The sequence below is a fragment of the Verrucomicrobiota bacterium genome, from assembly GCA_016871535.1.
In the GTDB taxonomy this organism is placed as follows: Bacteria; Verrucomicrobiota; Verrucomicrobiia; order Limisphaerales; family SIBE01; genus VHCZ01.
This window is the reverse complement of record VHCZ01000164.1, coordinates 1-14,088: the sequence shown is the minus strand read 5'-3', so window position 1 is coordinate 14,088 and position 14,088 is coordinate 1. Positions and strand designations below refer to the sequence as shown.

The window sequence follows — 14,088 nt, the reverse complement described above, 5'->3', positions numbered from 1 at the left end:
CGAAGGCGTCGGCGAGGCTCAATTTGAAGCGGGCTTTGAAATCGGCGGCGGTGTCGGCCAGCGCGCGGTCGGCCGAATGAAAATCGATGGGCGCCGCCTGCAACTCGGAGGCAATCGTCGCCCAGGCTTGGTCCCCATCTTTGCGCCGCACGATGTATTGCACTTCAGCGTAGTTGACCTCGGTCATGTGAACCGGTTGGTCGCGCTGCCCCGCGCGCTCAAGAATTTGTGCCACGCCCTCTCCACCCGGTTCATCCCGCAACAGCGCGAGCAACGCGTAGCTATCGAGAACCTGTGCTGCGGGCATCCTTGGCCTCCTCCAGTTCGTGCTCCTGTCGCTTGTGCGCCGCCCATTCCTCAGCCAGCGGCTTGTCCCCGGGCTTGCGCTTCAAAATTCCCTTGAGCCGGCGGATGGTCACTGAAGTCACCGGCTTCAGAAGAATCCCATCGGGCGTGGCCCGCACAACCGCTTTGGTGCCGTCCTCGATGTGAAATTGCTTTCGCAGCCAGGCGGGGATGACAACCTGGCCCTTGGTGGTGAACCAGACGGCGTCGGTTCGAATCGCTGGAGTCATGGCTGAAAAGCTGACATAGCTTTAGAAGTCCGTCAATAATGTATTTGTAGGATATTGAGTCCATAATCCTACAATAAGGCTGTGAGGCTGACTTCTGTGGGTCAACTTTGCGGACCTGAAGGATTGGCTTCGGGCAGCGCGAGACTCCGTCTTCGCCAGTTGGCTGCGGCTGCACACTCGCGAAGACATCCACAAGTTTATCAGTGATTCTGTCCTCGTAGCGCAGAGTTGCACTCTGCGGTATCGCCGATTTGCAATCGGCAGCGCGTCGGCAACCCTCAGCGCACCCCAGCCAGCCGGCGCCCCGCAGGATGCAATCCTGCGAGACAGCAGATTGGAAATCTGCGCTCCGGGGCACTGACCGCGCGCCCTAATGGGCGACAACTTGTGGATGCACCGGCGAAGACGGAGCCCGTCGAAAAGGAATACCAATTTCCGGCGCGCGGCCGTATTTTCGGCGTGGTTGCGAAGCCGTAATGGACCAAGCTCTTCAAACCACGAAAGACACGAACGGTATGAAATCTGAGCCGGAAGCCGCCCACGCACCGCGTGGACGTGTTGTTTCACGAACCGCTTCCCCTTTCGTGCCGCTCGTGTGTTGCGTGGTTTCCACTGCACTTCTGAGAATGAACGTTTTCGGCAAGACATCTCGGAGGCTTCTCGCTCTGGGCGCCGCCGCCTTCCTCCCTTCAATCCACGGCCAGGACGCCGGAGAATTGGTGTTTGACGCGCTGCCGCAGGCGCAGTTTCGCCTCGAAGGGATGGCGGGAAAGCGCGTGGCCGCGAACACCGCCAACTGGCTCCTGTCCGCGCCCATCGCCAATCCGGGAATGCTGGAAATGTTCCGCCTGCGCGACCGCAAGCCCGTTCCCAAGCTCGTTCCCTGGGCCGGGGAATTTGCGGGAAAATATCTCATCTCCGCCGTCCAGGCTTTGCGCCTGACCAGCGATGCAGAACTCAAGAAGCTCGCCGGCCAGTTCGTCAACGACCTCATCGCGCTCCAGGCCGAAGACGGCTATCTCGGCCCGTTCCCCAAGGAGACGCGCCTGAAAGGCAACTGGGATTTGTGGGGCCATTACCATTGCATGCAAGGGCTGTTGATGTGGCACGAAGCGACCGGCGACACGAACGCGTTGAAATCCTGCCAGCGCGCCGCCGATCTCGTGTGCGCCACATTCCTGGATTCAAATCTCCGCGTGCGCGACGCCGGGTCGCCGGAGATGAACATGACCATCATCCATGCGCTCGGCCGGCTTTACCGGCTCACGCGCCTGCCGCGCTATTTCCGCATGATGCAAGAGATCGAGAAGGATTGGGAATCCGCTGGGGATTATCTCCGAACCGGCCTCGCGGGCGTCGAATTCTTCAAGACGCCGAAGCCGCGCTGGGAAAGCCTCCACGGCTTGCAGGGATTGATCGAACTTTACCGCATTACGGGGGATGCCCGTTATCGGACGGCGTTCACGAATCACTGGTGGAGCATCCGGCGCTGGGACCGGCGCAACACAGGCGGATTTTCTTCGGGCGAACAGGCGACGGGCAATCCGTATGCGCCCACCGCCATCGAAACTTGCTGCACCATCGCCTGGATGGCGCTGAGCATCGACATGCTGCAACTCACGGGCGATCCGGTCGCCGCCGATGAACTGGAACTGTCGCTGTTCAATGGCGCGTTGGGAGCGCAGCATCCGACCGGCCGCTGGTGGACTTACAACACCCCGATGGACGGCGTGCGCGAAGCGTCGGCGCACACGATCGTGTTTCAGGCGCGCGCCGGGACGCCGGAGTTGAACTGCTGTTCCGTCAACGGGCCTCGCGGGCTGGGTTCCGTTTCCGAATGGGCCGTCATGCGCGCGCCGGACGGGCTGGCGGTGAATTACTTTGGGCCGATGTCCTTTCAAGGCAAACTGCGGGACCACACGCCCATCGCGCTGCAAATCGAAACGGATTATCCGCTGTCAAAGCGGGTCGAACTCCGCGTCGAACCGCTGGCCTCGCGCGAATTCACCCTGCGCCTCCGCATCCCCGCGTGGTCGAAAACCACGACTGTGCGCCTCAACCGCTCCGCCTCGACCAACGCCGTGGCAGGCCGCTACCTGGAGTTGAATCGGCGGTGGAAGGCGGGAGATCGCGTCACGCTGGATTTCGACCTGCAACTGCGCGCGCTGCCCGGCGAACGTGAGGCAGCCGGAAAGGTCTCGCTTTATCGCGGCCCCCTGCTGCTTGCTTACGATCAAAAGTGGAACGACTTCGACGACGACGCGATCCCGGCCCTGGATTTGCCGAAACTCGCCGAGGCCAGAGAAGTGTCCCTCCGCAAGAAGGAGGAGAAGGACCTGCTGTTGCCCTGGATCATTCTGGAAGCGCCCGCGCAGGGCGGCCAGGTGATCCGGTTGTGCGATTTCGCCAGCGCAGGCGCGGCAGGAACGCGCTATCGGTCGTGGCTGCCGGTGATGGGCGCCTCAGCCGGGCAAACTCGGTGACACGCAGCGTGCGGCGGAACCAGGCGAAGCTGCAATCAAACGGAGCGCGGACAGCCATGGCCGCGCGCGAAAGCACGCGCTCATCGTTTTCCAGGAACATCTGGAAAAACGGCACGAGTTGGGAGGGATACGAAAACAATCCGCCATCAGGCGCTGAATTCGTGATTTTCACCGCCGGGTTGAATCGGAAGACCGTTTCGCGCTGGCCCTGTCGCCGCCCGTAGATCACCGCGACGCGTTTCGCCTCCGCGGGTGACGGCGCGTAAGTGGTGTCGCTCATTCTCAGGGGATCGAGAATTCTTCGCTTCACGAAAACGTCGTACGGCTGGCCGGAGACGGCTTCGATCACGCGGCCCAGCGCAAACAGGGCGGAGTTGGAATATTCAAGTTTGCTCCCCGACTTGAACCGCAATTGGCTCCGCGCAATGGTTTGCACGATCTCCGGCAGCTCTTGCTCCAGCCAGAAGTCGTCCAACGGCCCGCCGATCGGCCAGGCGGAACGGCGCGTCGGTGGATTCGGCACGAGACCGGACGTGTGAGACATGATCTGGCGGATCGTGAAAGCGTGGTGAACGCCATTCGTGTCGGTCTGGGCGCGGAATTCCGGCAAGTATTTCTCGACGGGATCATCGAGCGCGATTTTCCCGGCGTCCACGAGCGTCATCGCCGCTGCGACCGTGACGGGTTTCGTGATCGACGCGATCCAGCACAGCGTGTTGGTCGCAAACGGAATGTGGTTCTCGAGGTCGCTCAATCCGCGAGCTTCGTGCCGGATCACTTGTCCGTGGCGAGCGACCAGCGCGATGTAACCGGGCACTTCGCCCTGATCGACCGCGTCGCTCAGGATCTGGAACGCACCATCGAGTTTTTCCCGGCCGTGCTCTTGCCCGACACCAGCGACGACGAGGCAAGCCAGGATGGCGAGCTTGTGCAGGCAGAGCGGATATCCAATCCGCGTCCATCCGATGAACTGATCGTTAGATCGGGCCGGAGGCCGGCGCTCCGTTTCATGGATAGCCGCCAAACCCGATGGGCGCGCATTGGGACCATGAACTGTGGCGCAGACATTCCTGTCTGCGGGTCGGCGGGACTTTCCAGTCCCGTCCAGCGGGCGACTGGAAAGTCGCCCAAACCAGCAGGCTGGAAAGCCTGCTCTACGACCGAGTTCATGGAAAATGCGCATGGCTCTGCAACCAAGGCTCCTCTCTATAAAGCCGAGCGTCGAACTCCGAATCACGCCAGGTCGGAGACCGGTGCTCCGCACGGAACGTGTCTTGTCAGGCTTCACACCTTCAATAAAGCCCGCGCCTCCGCCACGCCGGGGGCCGAGCGGCCAAATTCGCTGGCGGTGACTCGCGCCAACGCGACGAGATGCCGCCACCGGTACGCCGCCCGCGTGGAGGCGAATTCCTCCGAGACCGTGCGATAGAATTTTTCGGCGTGCAGCGCCCCATCCTCGCTAATCGCGTATCGCAGCATCAGATCGAACACCGGCCTCGGCGCATGGCCCAGCTCGCCGTAACGATGAATGATGGCGCTGGCTTTGCCCTGGAGATTGCCGCGAATAGCTTCGTCTGCCTCGCGCAGGAGCGTGTCGGGATCGGTCGATTTGACCTCATTCAGATGCCGGGGAATCGGCAGCGGTTGCCAGTTCAGAAAATCACCGCCGCGCGCCGTGCGATCCAAAGCGACTTGATACGCGCCCAGAATAAGGCTCGCGAAACAATTCCGGGCATTGCTGACTCGCGCCATGTTGCGCCAGGCGTTGGCCGAGTCGCAGGCATGGACGCCGATGGAATCGCCGTGAACGCTGCCCGGTGGTTTGCCGGCCACTTCTTCGCGTGGCGTGCGGCCCTGGTCGCGCAAAACAAGCTGATTCGCCGCCAGCGTGACGGCTTCACCCAAGTCCGCGGCGGACATGCCTTCGGCGAGCGCGGCAGCAGCAGCGGCAGCGGCTTGTTCCGGCGTGGATTTGAAAATCGTCTGGCTCATCTGCTCGACCCAGCCATCGTCGGCTTTCCGATCTCCCGGGGAGCGGCCCAGGAGCTTGTGTTCTTCGATCAGCTTCGGCAGCAGGCTGCGCGGTTGGTCCCACGCTGAGGTGCGCGGCCAGGATTCGGCTTTGACACAGTAACGGACGGACTGGCGGAGGAGTGTGTGCGCCTGTTCCTTGCCGATCAACCCCAGCAAATCCCACGCTCGATACGGCAGCACGACGCGATGGACTTCGGTGTTGTCCTGCACCGCAAACAACAGCGCGTTGAAAGCTTCGTTCGCGTCCTTTTCGGCAATGGCAGCGAAGGTTTGCTCGGCGGCGTCCACGTCTTTGCTCCGCACCACGCTCCGCAGAACCGCGCCGTCCGGACAATTCTCAGACATCCTTCCCAGTTTTACCGCGTGGAGGATTTCTTCTTGCCGCCCGCCGCGCTCCTGAATCCGGTTGGTATTTCGGTAAAATACTTTGAAGACAGGGAGCGGCTGCAACTCGGTCGGCAGCTCCTGCGCCATGTGGAGCGCCGGGGCCAAAGCCATCATGGTGTGGAACCCGACGTAATCCTCGCCCCCGAAAGTGCGCGCGTTGGCCAGCGCCGCGGCGGCGGTCAATCGCCGCAAATCCACGCCGGAGCGCAATTGCTCGGTCAAAGCGGGCAGCAAGCGGCTGACCGGCGTTTCCTGCATCAAGCAAACCAGTGGTTCCAGGGAACCGAACGAAAGTGTGTCGGCGATTTCCTCGGCGACGACGGACGCCAATCCGAGTTCGCGTGCGACTTCGGCCCCGACCGTCGCGACCAACATGCCTCGGCCGACATCAGCCAAAAACCCCCGGCGTGTGCTTGGTGTATTCTTGGAAGCAGTCTCCTTTCGGATGAGTTGTTGAGCCATGTTCCAACTCATACGCCGACCCGAAGCATCGTCAAGGGATTTGGGGATGGGGGGACGGGATCCCCTCTGTTGAGGTGGGGCGAGACTCCTGCCGAGCCAATGCCATCGAACAAAAGCTCGGCGGGAGCCTCGCTCCACCGTCGTCAACCAACTGAGGGGTTCACTCAGGGAAATAGCAGAAAGCGACCGTCGCGCAGAACAACGCCTGCGGCTCCATTGCCGGGGCTGGTTTCCGAACCTGGCTTTCCTTCGGGCCGCCCTTTGGCGTCGTAGAGTTGCCAGCCCAACACGTCCTTGTTCTTCCAGGCTACGAGCGTCGTGCCGTCGGCGGCACTCAACGCTAAAATGCCCGTGCGCATTCCGTTTGTTCCAGGGGTTTTGATTTCTCCGGGAGGCAAGACCTTGCCCTCCTGGTCCAGCTTTGCGAAATACACCTGACCCTTCGTCGGCCACGCGGCCACATACCCCGTGTCGGTACGGTTGATCGAGTAATAGGTCATGGGGCACGCGTTGACGTTCCAACTCACGCCGCTGAGCCGGGTTCGGGCCGGCTTGCTTTCGCTGCGCTGGTCCCACAGGACGACGTACACGTCGCGCTCGTGATTGGTTTCCTCGCGATAAATCAAAGCCAATTTGCCATCCGGACCATACGTGGCGCTGGTCGTACAGCAGTCGCAAGGGTTCCAAGCGGGATTGAGTTCCGCCCACGGACCGAAGGTGACGCCGCTGTCGTTCGACGTCATGGCGAAAAGCTTGCTCGACAGGAAGGCGGCCGTCACGCGGCCGCGTTCATCGGCCGCCAGACAGAATCCTTCGCTCGGTTTCCGATTGAGATTGCGCACGGGAGAGAAGGTTTTGGCGTCCGGAGCGAGTGTGGCGTAATGCAGGCTCCATTCTTCTTGAGGCAATTTCAGCTTCCAGGCATTGCACGACATCGCGACGTGGACACGGCCATCCTTGCCCACGGCGAGATCTTCGGCATGAAACTCCAAGCCGGGTTTCCGCGCGGCCGCATCCAGGACTGGAATCGGCGGGCTGAAAGTAGCGCCGCCATCGCGCGAGTTTGCGTAATGGGGGCCGTCAACCTCGGCGAAAAGAAGATGAATTACGCCGTCCGTCCCGGATTGAGCCTTGACGATCTTCGAGACGCCCGGAACACGAAGCGCGCGGACGCGGGTTGCGCTTTCCCCGGCGCGAGCGGCGAATGGCGAAATGAGGAAAACGGCGGCGAGGATCGGCTTCAAGGCTGAGCACTTCGTAAACGGTGTGGTTTCCATGCAACTCTTTTCCTATTCTCGTGAAGGCGAATGCGACGACTCGAAAGTGCGTTAACGCCACCGTATTCCCCGGATCGCTTCTTTGCGCACGGGAATCTTCTTGAAGCGCTGCGTCAGTTGCGTGAGCGAGTCTTCCACAGCCAGGCGCTCCAGACTCGAAGCACCAACGAAGCCGACGGCGTCGGTGTGTTGGTTGATGTAAGCCGCGTCTTCGGGCCGGGCGATCGGGCCGCCGTGCGACAGAAAGAAAATGTCCTTGCGCACGCGCTGGCCGGCGTCGATCACGGCTTGCACGCGTTTTACGGAATCTTTCATGGTGACGGCCGCGCCTTTCACGCCGATGGACCCGCCGATGGTTGTGCCGACGTGGGCAATGATCGCATCGGCGCCCGCTTCCGCCATCGCTTTGGATTCCTCCGGCGTCGAGACATAAACAACCGTGAACAAATCCATTTTCCGAGCGAGCGCGACCATCTCAAACTCCTTCTTCACGCTCATGCCGGTCTCCTCGAGAATCTGGCGGAACATGCCATCGACAATGCAATGGGTCGGGAAGTTGTTCACGCCGCTGAAGCCCATGTCCTTGACTTGCAGCAGCCAGTGCCACATGCGCCGGCGCGGATCGGTGGCGTGCACGCCGCAAATGACCGGCACTTCCTCGACAATGGGCAACACTTCGTGCTCGCCGATTTCCATGGCGATGGCATTGGCGTCGCCGTACGCCATCAACCCGCAAGTCGAGCCGTGGCCCGCCATGCGAAAGCGCCCGGAGTTGTAGATGATGATCAAGTCGCCGCCGCCGCGCTCGATGAATTTCGCCGAGATGCCGGTGCCGGCGCCCGCCGCGATGATCGGTCGGCCCTTCCTGAGCGTGGCGCGGAGGCGTTCGATGACTTCTTTGCGAGTGTAAGGATTTCCTTTTCCGGTCCAGGGGTTGGGCATAGTTTTCGTTACGGCGTTGCAGCGTTCAGCGTCAAAGCGATCCGGCCAGGTTCGAATGTCGAATGACGAATGGACGAATGATTAAAGAATGTCGAAGTCCTAAGGAACGACAGAACGCCACCCACTTGATCAGGCCCCATTCGTCATTGGGAATTCGGATTTCTTTAGTCATTGGGAATTGGTCATTCGTCATTTCCGAGTGCAGACGCTGGCCTTTCTGATGAAGAAAATCAATGCGCCAGTGGTCCAATTGTTCAGGATTGACCCTGGGTCTGACGAGAGTAAGCTGGCTTTCATCACCAGGCAACGAGTGAGCAAACCTTAAATTGTCCAAATCGTTTTATGGAACAAAAAAGCAATCAACCAACGGCCGGCAGTGACACGCGCCGGGAGTTCATCAAGAAAACCGCCGCCGCGGCCGCGGCCGTAGCCGCGACTGGCGTGTTGAAAACGCCGGTCTATGGACAGGGACAAGCGCCCGCCGCCGGGCGAGTCATCGGGGCCAACGACCGGATTGCTGTAGCCGTCGTCGGCGTCGGATCTGGCATTGGCAAGAACCATCTTCAGGGAATTTACGACAACGCCCGCGCCAACAATGTCGTCGTGGCTGCCGCGTGCGACGTGTTCAATAAGCGCCGTGACTGGGCCAAACAAACAGCCGGATTGAAAGACTCGGACCTTTACATCGACCACCGGAAATTGCTGGAGAGAAACGATATCGATGCCGTGGTGGTCGCGACCCACGACCCATGGCACGCCCAGATTTCCATCGATGCCATGGAAGCGGGCAAACATGTCTATTGCGAGAAGCCGATGACGCGCTATCTGGGCGAGGCCTTCCGCGTGTACGACACGGTGAAACGCACCCGGAAGATTTTCACCGTCGGTTCGCAAGGTTGTTCAGCTCAGGGATGGCACAAAGCCGCGGAAATGATCAAGAAGGGGAACATCGGGGCCTTGGTCTGGGGGCAAGGCTACTATTGCCGCAATAATCCCAAGGGCGAATGGAATTACGCCATCGAGAAGGAATCGACCCCGGAAAACATCGATTGGGATCGTTGGCTGGGGCCTGTTTCCAAGCGGCCGTTCAGCGCCGATGCCTTCCATCGCTGGCGCAAATACTATCCGTATTGTTCGGGATTGCTGGGCGACCTGGTTCCTCACCGGCTCCATCCGCTCATGCTGGCGAGCGGGAACCCGGAATTCCCTTCGCGCGTCATCAGCATCGGCACAAAACACGTTCACACAGACCGCCATACTCCCGGCACGCCGGAGCGCGATGTGCCGGAGCACGTCCAGTTGATTGCCGAATTCCCAAGCGGCTACATGGTGACGGTCACGTGCAGCACGGTCAACGACAAGAGCCCCGGTTTTGCCATTTACGGCCATAAAGGCACTTTCGAGATCGCCGACCAGGGCAACGAGGTGAAAATGACTCCGCAGCGGTCCTTCGCGGAGGAATTCGAGGGCCTAAGCGAAACCGAACGCAAAGAATTCGCGCTCGATCCGATCCGGGGTTTGCAGCACGAGGATCTCCGGGTGCACGAGAAGAACTGGTTCGACTGCATTCGCACGAGCAAAGAGCCCAACGCCGGGATCGACCTCGCCATTCGCGTCCAAACTGTGATCTCCCTCGCCGAAATGTCCGAGCGCATGAAGATCGCGTGCCTCTTCGACGAGAAGACGCGCAAACTGACCACGGGCGACGGAAAGCCGGTGGAAGCGCTGACTTATGGGATGGTGCCGCTGTCTTAGCGCGCCGAACGAATGGGTTTTGATATCACGGGGTTCCGTGGCTTCCGCGGAACCCCGTCCTGTTTTCGGCGCAAAGTAGGGCAGGCTTCCAGCCTGCCCCTTTGATGGCTAACTCCCACGGCCTCTCCAAAGATGAAAACCGTCGCCGTCGCTCGCCGGGCCATGGCAACGCGATTCGAGATTCTCCTTCATGGCGACGACATGGTCCGGTTGCGCGCGGCGGGCGAGGAAGCCTTGAATGAAGTCGAACGGCTCGAAGCCCATCTCAGTTTGTACCGCCCGGCCAGCGACATCAGCCGCGTGAACGCCCGCGCGAGTTTCGAGCCGGTCCGCATTGAGCCAAGTCTGTTCCGGCTCCTGCAGCACGCGCAAAAGCTGTCTCGCGAAAGCGGCGGAGCGTTTGACAGCACCATTGCGCCGCTTGTGCGGTGCTGGGGATTCATGGGCGGGACCGGTCAAATGCCGGAGGAGGAGGAAATCAAGGAAGCTTGCGCGCGAGTCGGGATGGATCACATCGCGCTTTGCGAAGAGGATTTCACCGTCCGCTTTCTCCGCGAAGGAATGATGCTTGACCTGGGTGCCATCGGCAAAGGCTACGCCGTCGAATGCGCCGCGGAAATCCTCGTCGAAGCCGGCGCTGCGTGCGCGTTGATCCATGGCGGCACGAGCACCGTGCACGCCTTAGGCTCGCCCCCCGACGCCGAAGCCTGGAAGGTCGCTGTGCAATCGCCCGAAGCCGAAGCCGTGTCCGCCTCCGAATTGTCGCAAGCAGACGCCACGCAGGAATCGCTGAGCGAGTCCGTGCTGGCCGTGGTGCCGTTGAAGGATGAGGCGATGTCGGTTTCGGCCGTGCATGGCCGATCCTTCGTGGTGGAGGGAAGAACCTTCGGCCACGTGATTGATCCGAGAACCGGTTATCCGGCGCAAAACGCTCTGTTGGCGGCGGTCGTGCTCCCGTCTGCGACTGAAACAGACGCTCTTTCGACGGCGTTATTGACGCTGGGCGCCGTCGGGCATGACAGGGTTTCCGGCTTGCGTGACGGGATGCGCACGTTATTGGCTTACCGAACAGACGGCACGAATGAACTCCGCGTAGAAAGCCGCGGACTGAACCTTAAAGCGAAATGATCCCCGAGGTCATCACCTGTCGAGAACTGGCGTTGGACCATTTCATGTCGCAGCCGCGACAGAAAGTTGTCCAGCGTCGGCTCGGGTCGGCTCGGGTGTTTTCCAGGACGCTCGCGCAATTGTTCTGCGGACGCGGAGCAAGGAACTGGCTCATCCTGGCGCTGGCCGCTGGTCCACTTCGCCCCTGCGCCGACGAAAAGGGTCTGGGGGCTAGTGACACGCCGGCCGCGTCAGCACGTTATGAGTTCCGGAGTGATCACGATCCTGACGGGATCGGAAAGTTTTTCCTGGGCCGTGAAATCGCCCATGTCATGGGGCGCCAGGGCGCCGGTTGGCTCGAAAGGCCGGAACGCGGGGAGGAAGAAAAACCGGATTTGCTGGTGCAGTCATTGAAGCTCAAACCGGGCGACGTGGTCGCGGACATTGGCGCCGGCACCGGGTATTTCAGTTGGCGCATGGCCCAGGCTGTGGACGGATCGGGTCTCGTGTACGGTGTGGATATTCAGCAGGAAATGATCGATCTGTTCACCAAGAAGATGGCCGAGCGCAAAATCACCAACGTCAAAGCCGTCCTCGGCTCGATCACGGACGTTCGGCTTCCCACGAACTCCGTCGATCTGGTGCTGATGGTTGATGTGTATCACGAGTTCTCGCATCCCTACGAAATGATGCAGTCGATCTGCCGGTCGCTCAAACCGGGCGGGCGCGTCGTCTTCGTGGAGTACCGCCTGGAAGACCCCGCCGTTCCAATCAAGCGCTTGCACCGCATGTCCGAAGCGCAGGTGCGCAAGGAGGCTGAATTGCATCCGTTGCAGTGGATCGAGACGATCAAGACGCTGCCCCGTCAGCACGTGATTGTTTTTCGGAAGAAGGGATCGCCGACGGAATGACCATTCGGCAGTGGCCTTCAGCTTCCTCGGCCACGGTGAATCCGAGCCGCTCGTAAAGGCGGCGCGCGGGGTTTCCTTTCAACACTTTGAGCCAAACCATCGCCTCCGAAGCCGCCGCTTCCTTCAGCAATGCGCGAATCAAATGGGTGCCTATGCCCTGATTCCTGAACTCCGGGAGCAATACAATGTCTCCGAGGAAGATTTCCTGAGGGTCTCTTCGGACTTTCAGAAAGCCAATGTCCTGGCCGTCGTACTGGATCACCCGGGAAATCCCTTCATCGAACGTGATGCGGAACAGCAGCGGATTCCATTGGCCGGTTCTCTCGAAGTACGGCTGCATCGCGGCGGTGTAAAGCGGGTCCAGAAAGTCCAGGTCCAGGCGCGTCGCGGGGCGCAAAGCGATCAAGGCCAGATCGATCACGTCAACAGCACACCAGAACGTTTTGATCGAGAGGGGTGACGCGATTGATGGCCATGACCTTGTTGACGAGCGTATCGGTCAGCTCGCGTCCCCTTCGAATCAGCACCATCCCGGTGGAGTTGTAAATCTCCTTGGCGACGATCTGGCCAGGCTTTATCTCGTTCAGGAGAATTTCGCGATCGCCGCCGCCTCGGCCACGGCCTGGACCGCGGCCGGGTCGAACACCGTTCCGGAATGCGTCTTGAGCTGTTTGACGGCGGGGATGCCCAACGTGTGCTGGCCACAATACGAGATGGCGGCTGAAAGCAGCCGCGCCAGCCAGGGTATGGCATCCGCCTTCAGGCCATCCGGGTAGCCTGTGCCATCCCAATTTTCATGGTGCGCGCGGATGATGCCGCCGGCGGTTTGGAAGATTGTCACGTCAGAAAGCATCTCTTGCGATTCGATCGGATGCCGTTTGATGAACGCGTCCTCTTCTTCGGTCACCTTCCGCGGATCCCTCAGCCAACGGCCCACGGCCTCCCGGTCAATGCCCACCAGCGAAATATCATGCAGAGCCGCAGCCCAACACAGGTTCTGCGAATCGGCCGCAGAAAGCTTCAGCGTCTCGCCCATCGTTCGGCACAGGGCGACGGCGCGCATCGCGGTATTGCCCAGGTTGGGATGAAACCGGTTGAGCATGCGAAGATACGTCTCGACCAGCGTCTCCACGTTATCGACCGGCATCGAAACCGGGACCGCCGTCCGCGAGAAGGTCGGAACGGGAATCGCATCCGCCACCACGCGGGCTGCGTCTCGCGGCGTCGCAACCTCCGAGCTCGAACGCGCGTCCTGCACCAGCGACGCGGAGGGTGGTTCGGGAGTCCTGGTCTGAGCCGACGGCGCTTCGTCGATCGATTCGTGCCGCGTGACCGCGAGCTTCAGCGCGCGGTCCTTGATCGCCTCCTGTTTCTTCAATTGGATTTGAATCGTGGCGAGCAAAGCAGAAATCGTAAACGGCTTGGCCAGGTAATCGTCCGCGCCCAGCTCCATGGCAAAGCGCCTCCCTTGTTCGTCCGGATGCCCTGTCATGAGCACGACCGGAATCGCCGAAGTGAGCGGCTGATACCGGACGGCGGCGAGCGCGGCGTACCCGTCGAAACCCTCCATCTTGATGTCGCTGAGAATCAAGTCGGGCATGTACACCTGCGCCAACTGGACCCCGGCGCGGCCATTCGCGGCTTCGATGATTTCGAAGCCGCGCGACTGCAAGGAGGACACGAGCATTTTGCGCACCTCCGGGTCGTCTTCAATGATGAGGATTTTGCGCATGAGGGTCGGGGAGAGAATTCTCGGTTCGAAGCTCGCACATTGCCCCGCTGAACCCACCCCCTACCCCTCCCAGGAGGGGAGCCACCATTGTCGCACCGATCCCATGTTCCCCTCCTGGGAGGGTGAAGGGGTGGGTTCGCGGTGAGGGGGAAAGATGAGGACGACGACCTGATGGCTTGGAATGAACGGGCGCGGGGCCTGGGTCTTCGAGTGCATGGGTCAGGTTGTGTGGGAGCTTAACAGATCGCCGCGATCTGTAAACCCACTAAGACTAAGGGGTCCATTTCATAAATACGCTCACGTTCGCGGCAAGGGATTTTTCGGCCAGACGAGGCGCGAGCGACGAGCATATCCCGAAGTGGATCTGTAAGGAGCAAGCAACGAAGTCTGGCGAAAAAGAACTGCCGCCCTTCGGGTTGCGCC

The 14,088-nt window shown here is 60.8% G+C and carries 12 protein-coding genes; 4 read left to right on the top strand and 8 right to left on the bottom strand.

Features of this window, described 5'->3' with window-relative positions; genetic code table 11:
- Together FJ398_18755 and FJ398_18750 are read right to left on the bottom strand one after the other, a co-directional pair.
- Positions 1–307: type II toxin-antitoxin system VapC family toxin (locus FJ398_18755; protein ID MBM3839967.1), on the bottom strand; the 307-nt coding region annotated here is incomplete at its 3' end.
- A complete protein-coding gene (locus tag FJ398_18750; GenBank protein ID MBM3839966.1) occupies positions 282–575 on the bottom strand; it encodes an AbrB/MazE/SpoVT family DNA-binding domain-containing protein in 294 nt (97 codons plus the stop codon). The genes FJ398_18755 and FJ398_18750, both read right to left, overlap by 26 nt.
- Before the next feature lie 476 nt (positions 576–1,051).
- Here FJ398_18750 and FJ398_18745 point away from each other — a divergent pair, with 476 nt between their 5' ends.
- Entirely contained in the window at positions 1,052–3,058 is a 2,007-nt protein-coding gene (locus tag FJ398_18745; protein MBM3839965.1) for a hypothetical protein, read from the top strand.
- On the opposite strand, the gene FJ398_18740 is transcribed toward FJ398_18745, so the two are convergent.
- The 4 genes from FJ398_18740 to FJ398_18725 all read right to left on the bottom strand — a co-directional run bounded on the left by FJ398_18740 (position 2,928) and on the right by FJ398_18725 (position 8,160).
- Positions 2,928–4,241, bottom strand: coding sequence for a beta-lactamase family protein (locus FJ398_18740; GenBank protein ID MBM3839964.1), 1,314 nt, complete (start codon positions 4,239–4,241; stop codon positions 2,928–2,930). The genes FJ398_18745 and FJ398_18740 overlap by 131 nt on opposite strands.
- 101 nt (positions 4,242–4,342) lie before the next feature.
- On the bottom strand, positions 4,343–5,941 hold the full coding sequence (locus tag FJ398_18735; protein ID MBM3839963.1) for a hypothetical protein: 1,599 nt from the start codon (positions 5,939–5,941) through the stop codon (positions 4,343–4,345).
- Between the two features lie 164 nt (positions 5,942–6,105).
- Entirely contained in the window at positions 6,106–7,218 is a 1,113-nt protein-coding gene (locus tag FJ398_18730; protein MBM3839962.1) for a hypothetical protein, read from the bottom strand.
- Positions 7,219–7,269: 51 nt separating this feature from the next.
- Positions 7,270–8,160, bottom strand: a complete 891-nt coding sequence (locus FJ398_18725) for a phosphoenolpyruvate hydrolase family protein (protein MBM3839961.1) — start codon at positions 8,158–8,160, stop codon at positions 7,270–7,272.
- 342 nt (positions 8,161–8,502) lie between these two features.
- On the opposite strand from FJ398_18725, the gene FJ398_18720 reads away from it, so the two are divergent.
- From FJ398_18720 to FJ398_18710, 3 genes are all read left to right on the top strand, one after another.
- Positions 8,503–9,915 (top strand): Gfo/Idh/MocA family oxidoreductase, encoded by a 1,413-nt coding sequence (locus FJ398_18720; GenBank protein ID MBM3839960.1) that lies wholly within the window; start codon positions 8,503–8,505, stop codon positions 9,913–9,915.
- Positions 9,916–10,047: 132 nt separating this feature from the next.
- Positions 10,048–11,043, top strand: coding sequence for an FAD:protein FMN transferase (locus tag FJ398_18715; GenBank protein ID MBM3839959.1), 996 nt, complete (start codon positions 10,048–10,050; stop codon positions 11,041–11,043).
- A gap of 44 nt (positions 11,044–11,087) precedes the next feature.
- Positions 11,088–11,933, top strand: a complete 846-nt coding sequence (locus FJ398_18710) for a class I SAM-dependent methyltransferase (protein MBM3839958.1) — start codon at positions 11,088–11,090, stop codon at positions 11,931–11,933.
- Here the strand turns inward: FJ398_18710 and FJ398_18705 are convergent.
- A complete protein-coding gene (locus FJ398_18705; GenBank protein ID MBM3839957.1) occupies positions 11,872–12,273 on the bottom strand; it encodes a GNAT family N-acetyltransferase in 402 nt (133 codons plus the stop codon). The two genes, FJ398_18710 and FJ398_18705, sit on opposite strands and share 62 nt — an antisense overlap.
- 243 nt (positions 12,274–12,516) lie before the next feature.
- Complete coding sequence (locus tag FJ398_18700) at positions 12,517–13,665, bottom strand: response regulator (GenBank protein MBM3839956.1); 1,149 nt, start codon at positions 13,663–13,665, stop codon at positions 12,517–12,519.
- Positions 13,666–14,088 lie beyond the last annotated feature (423 nt).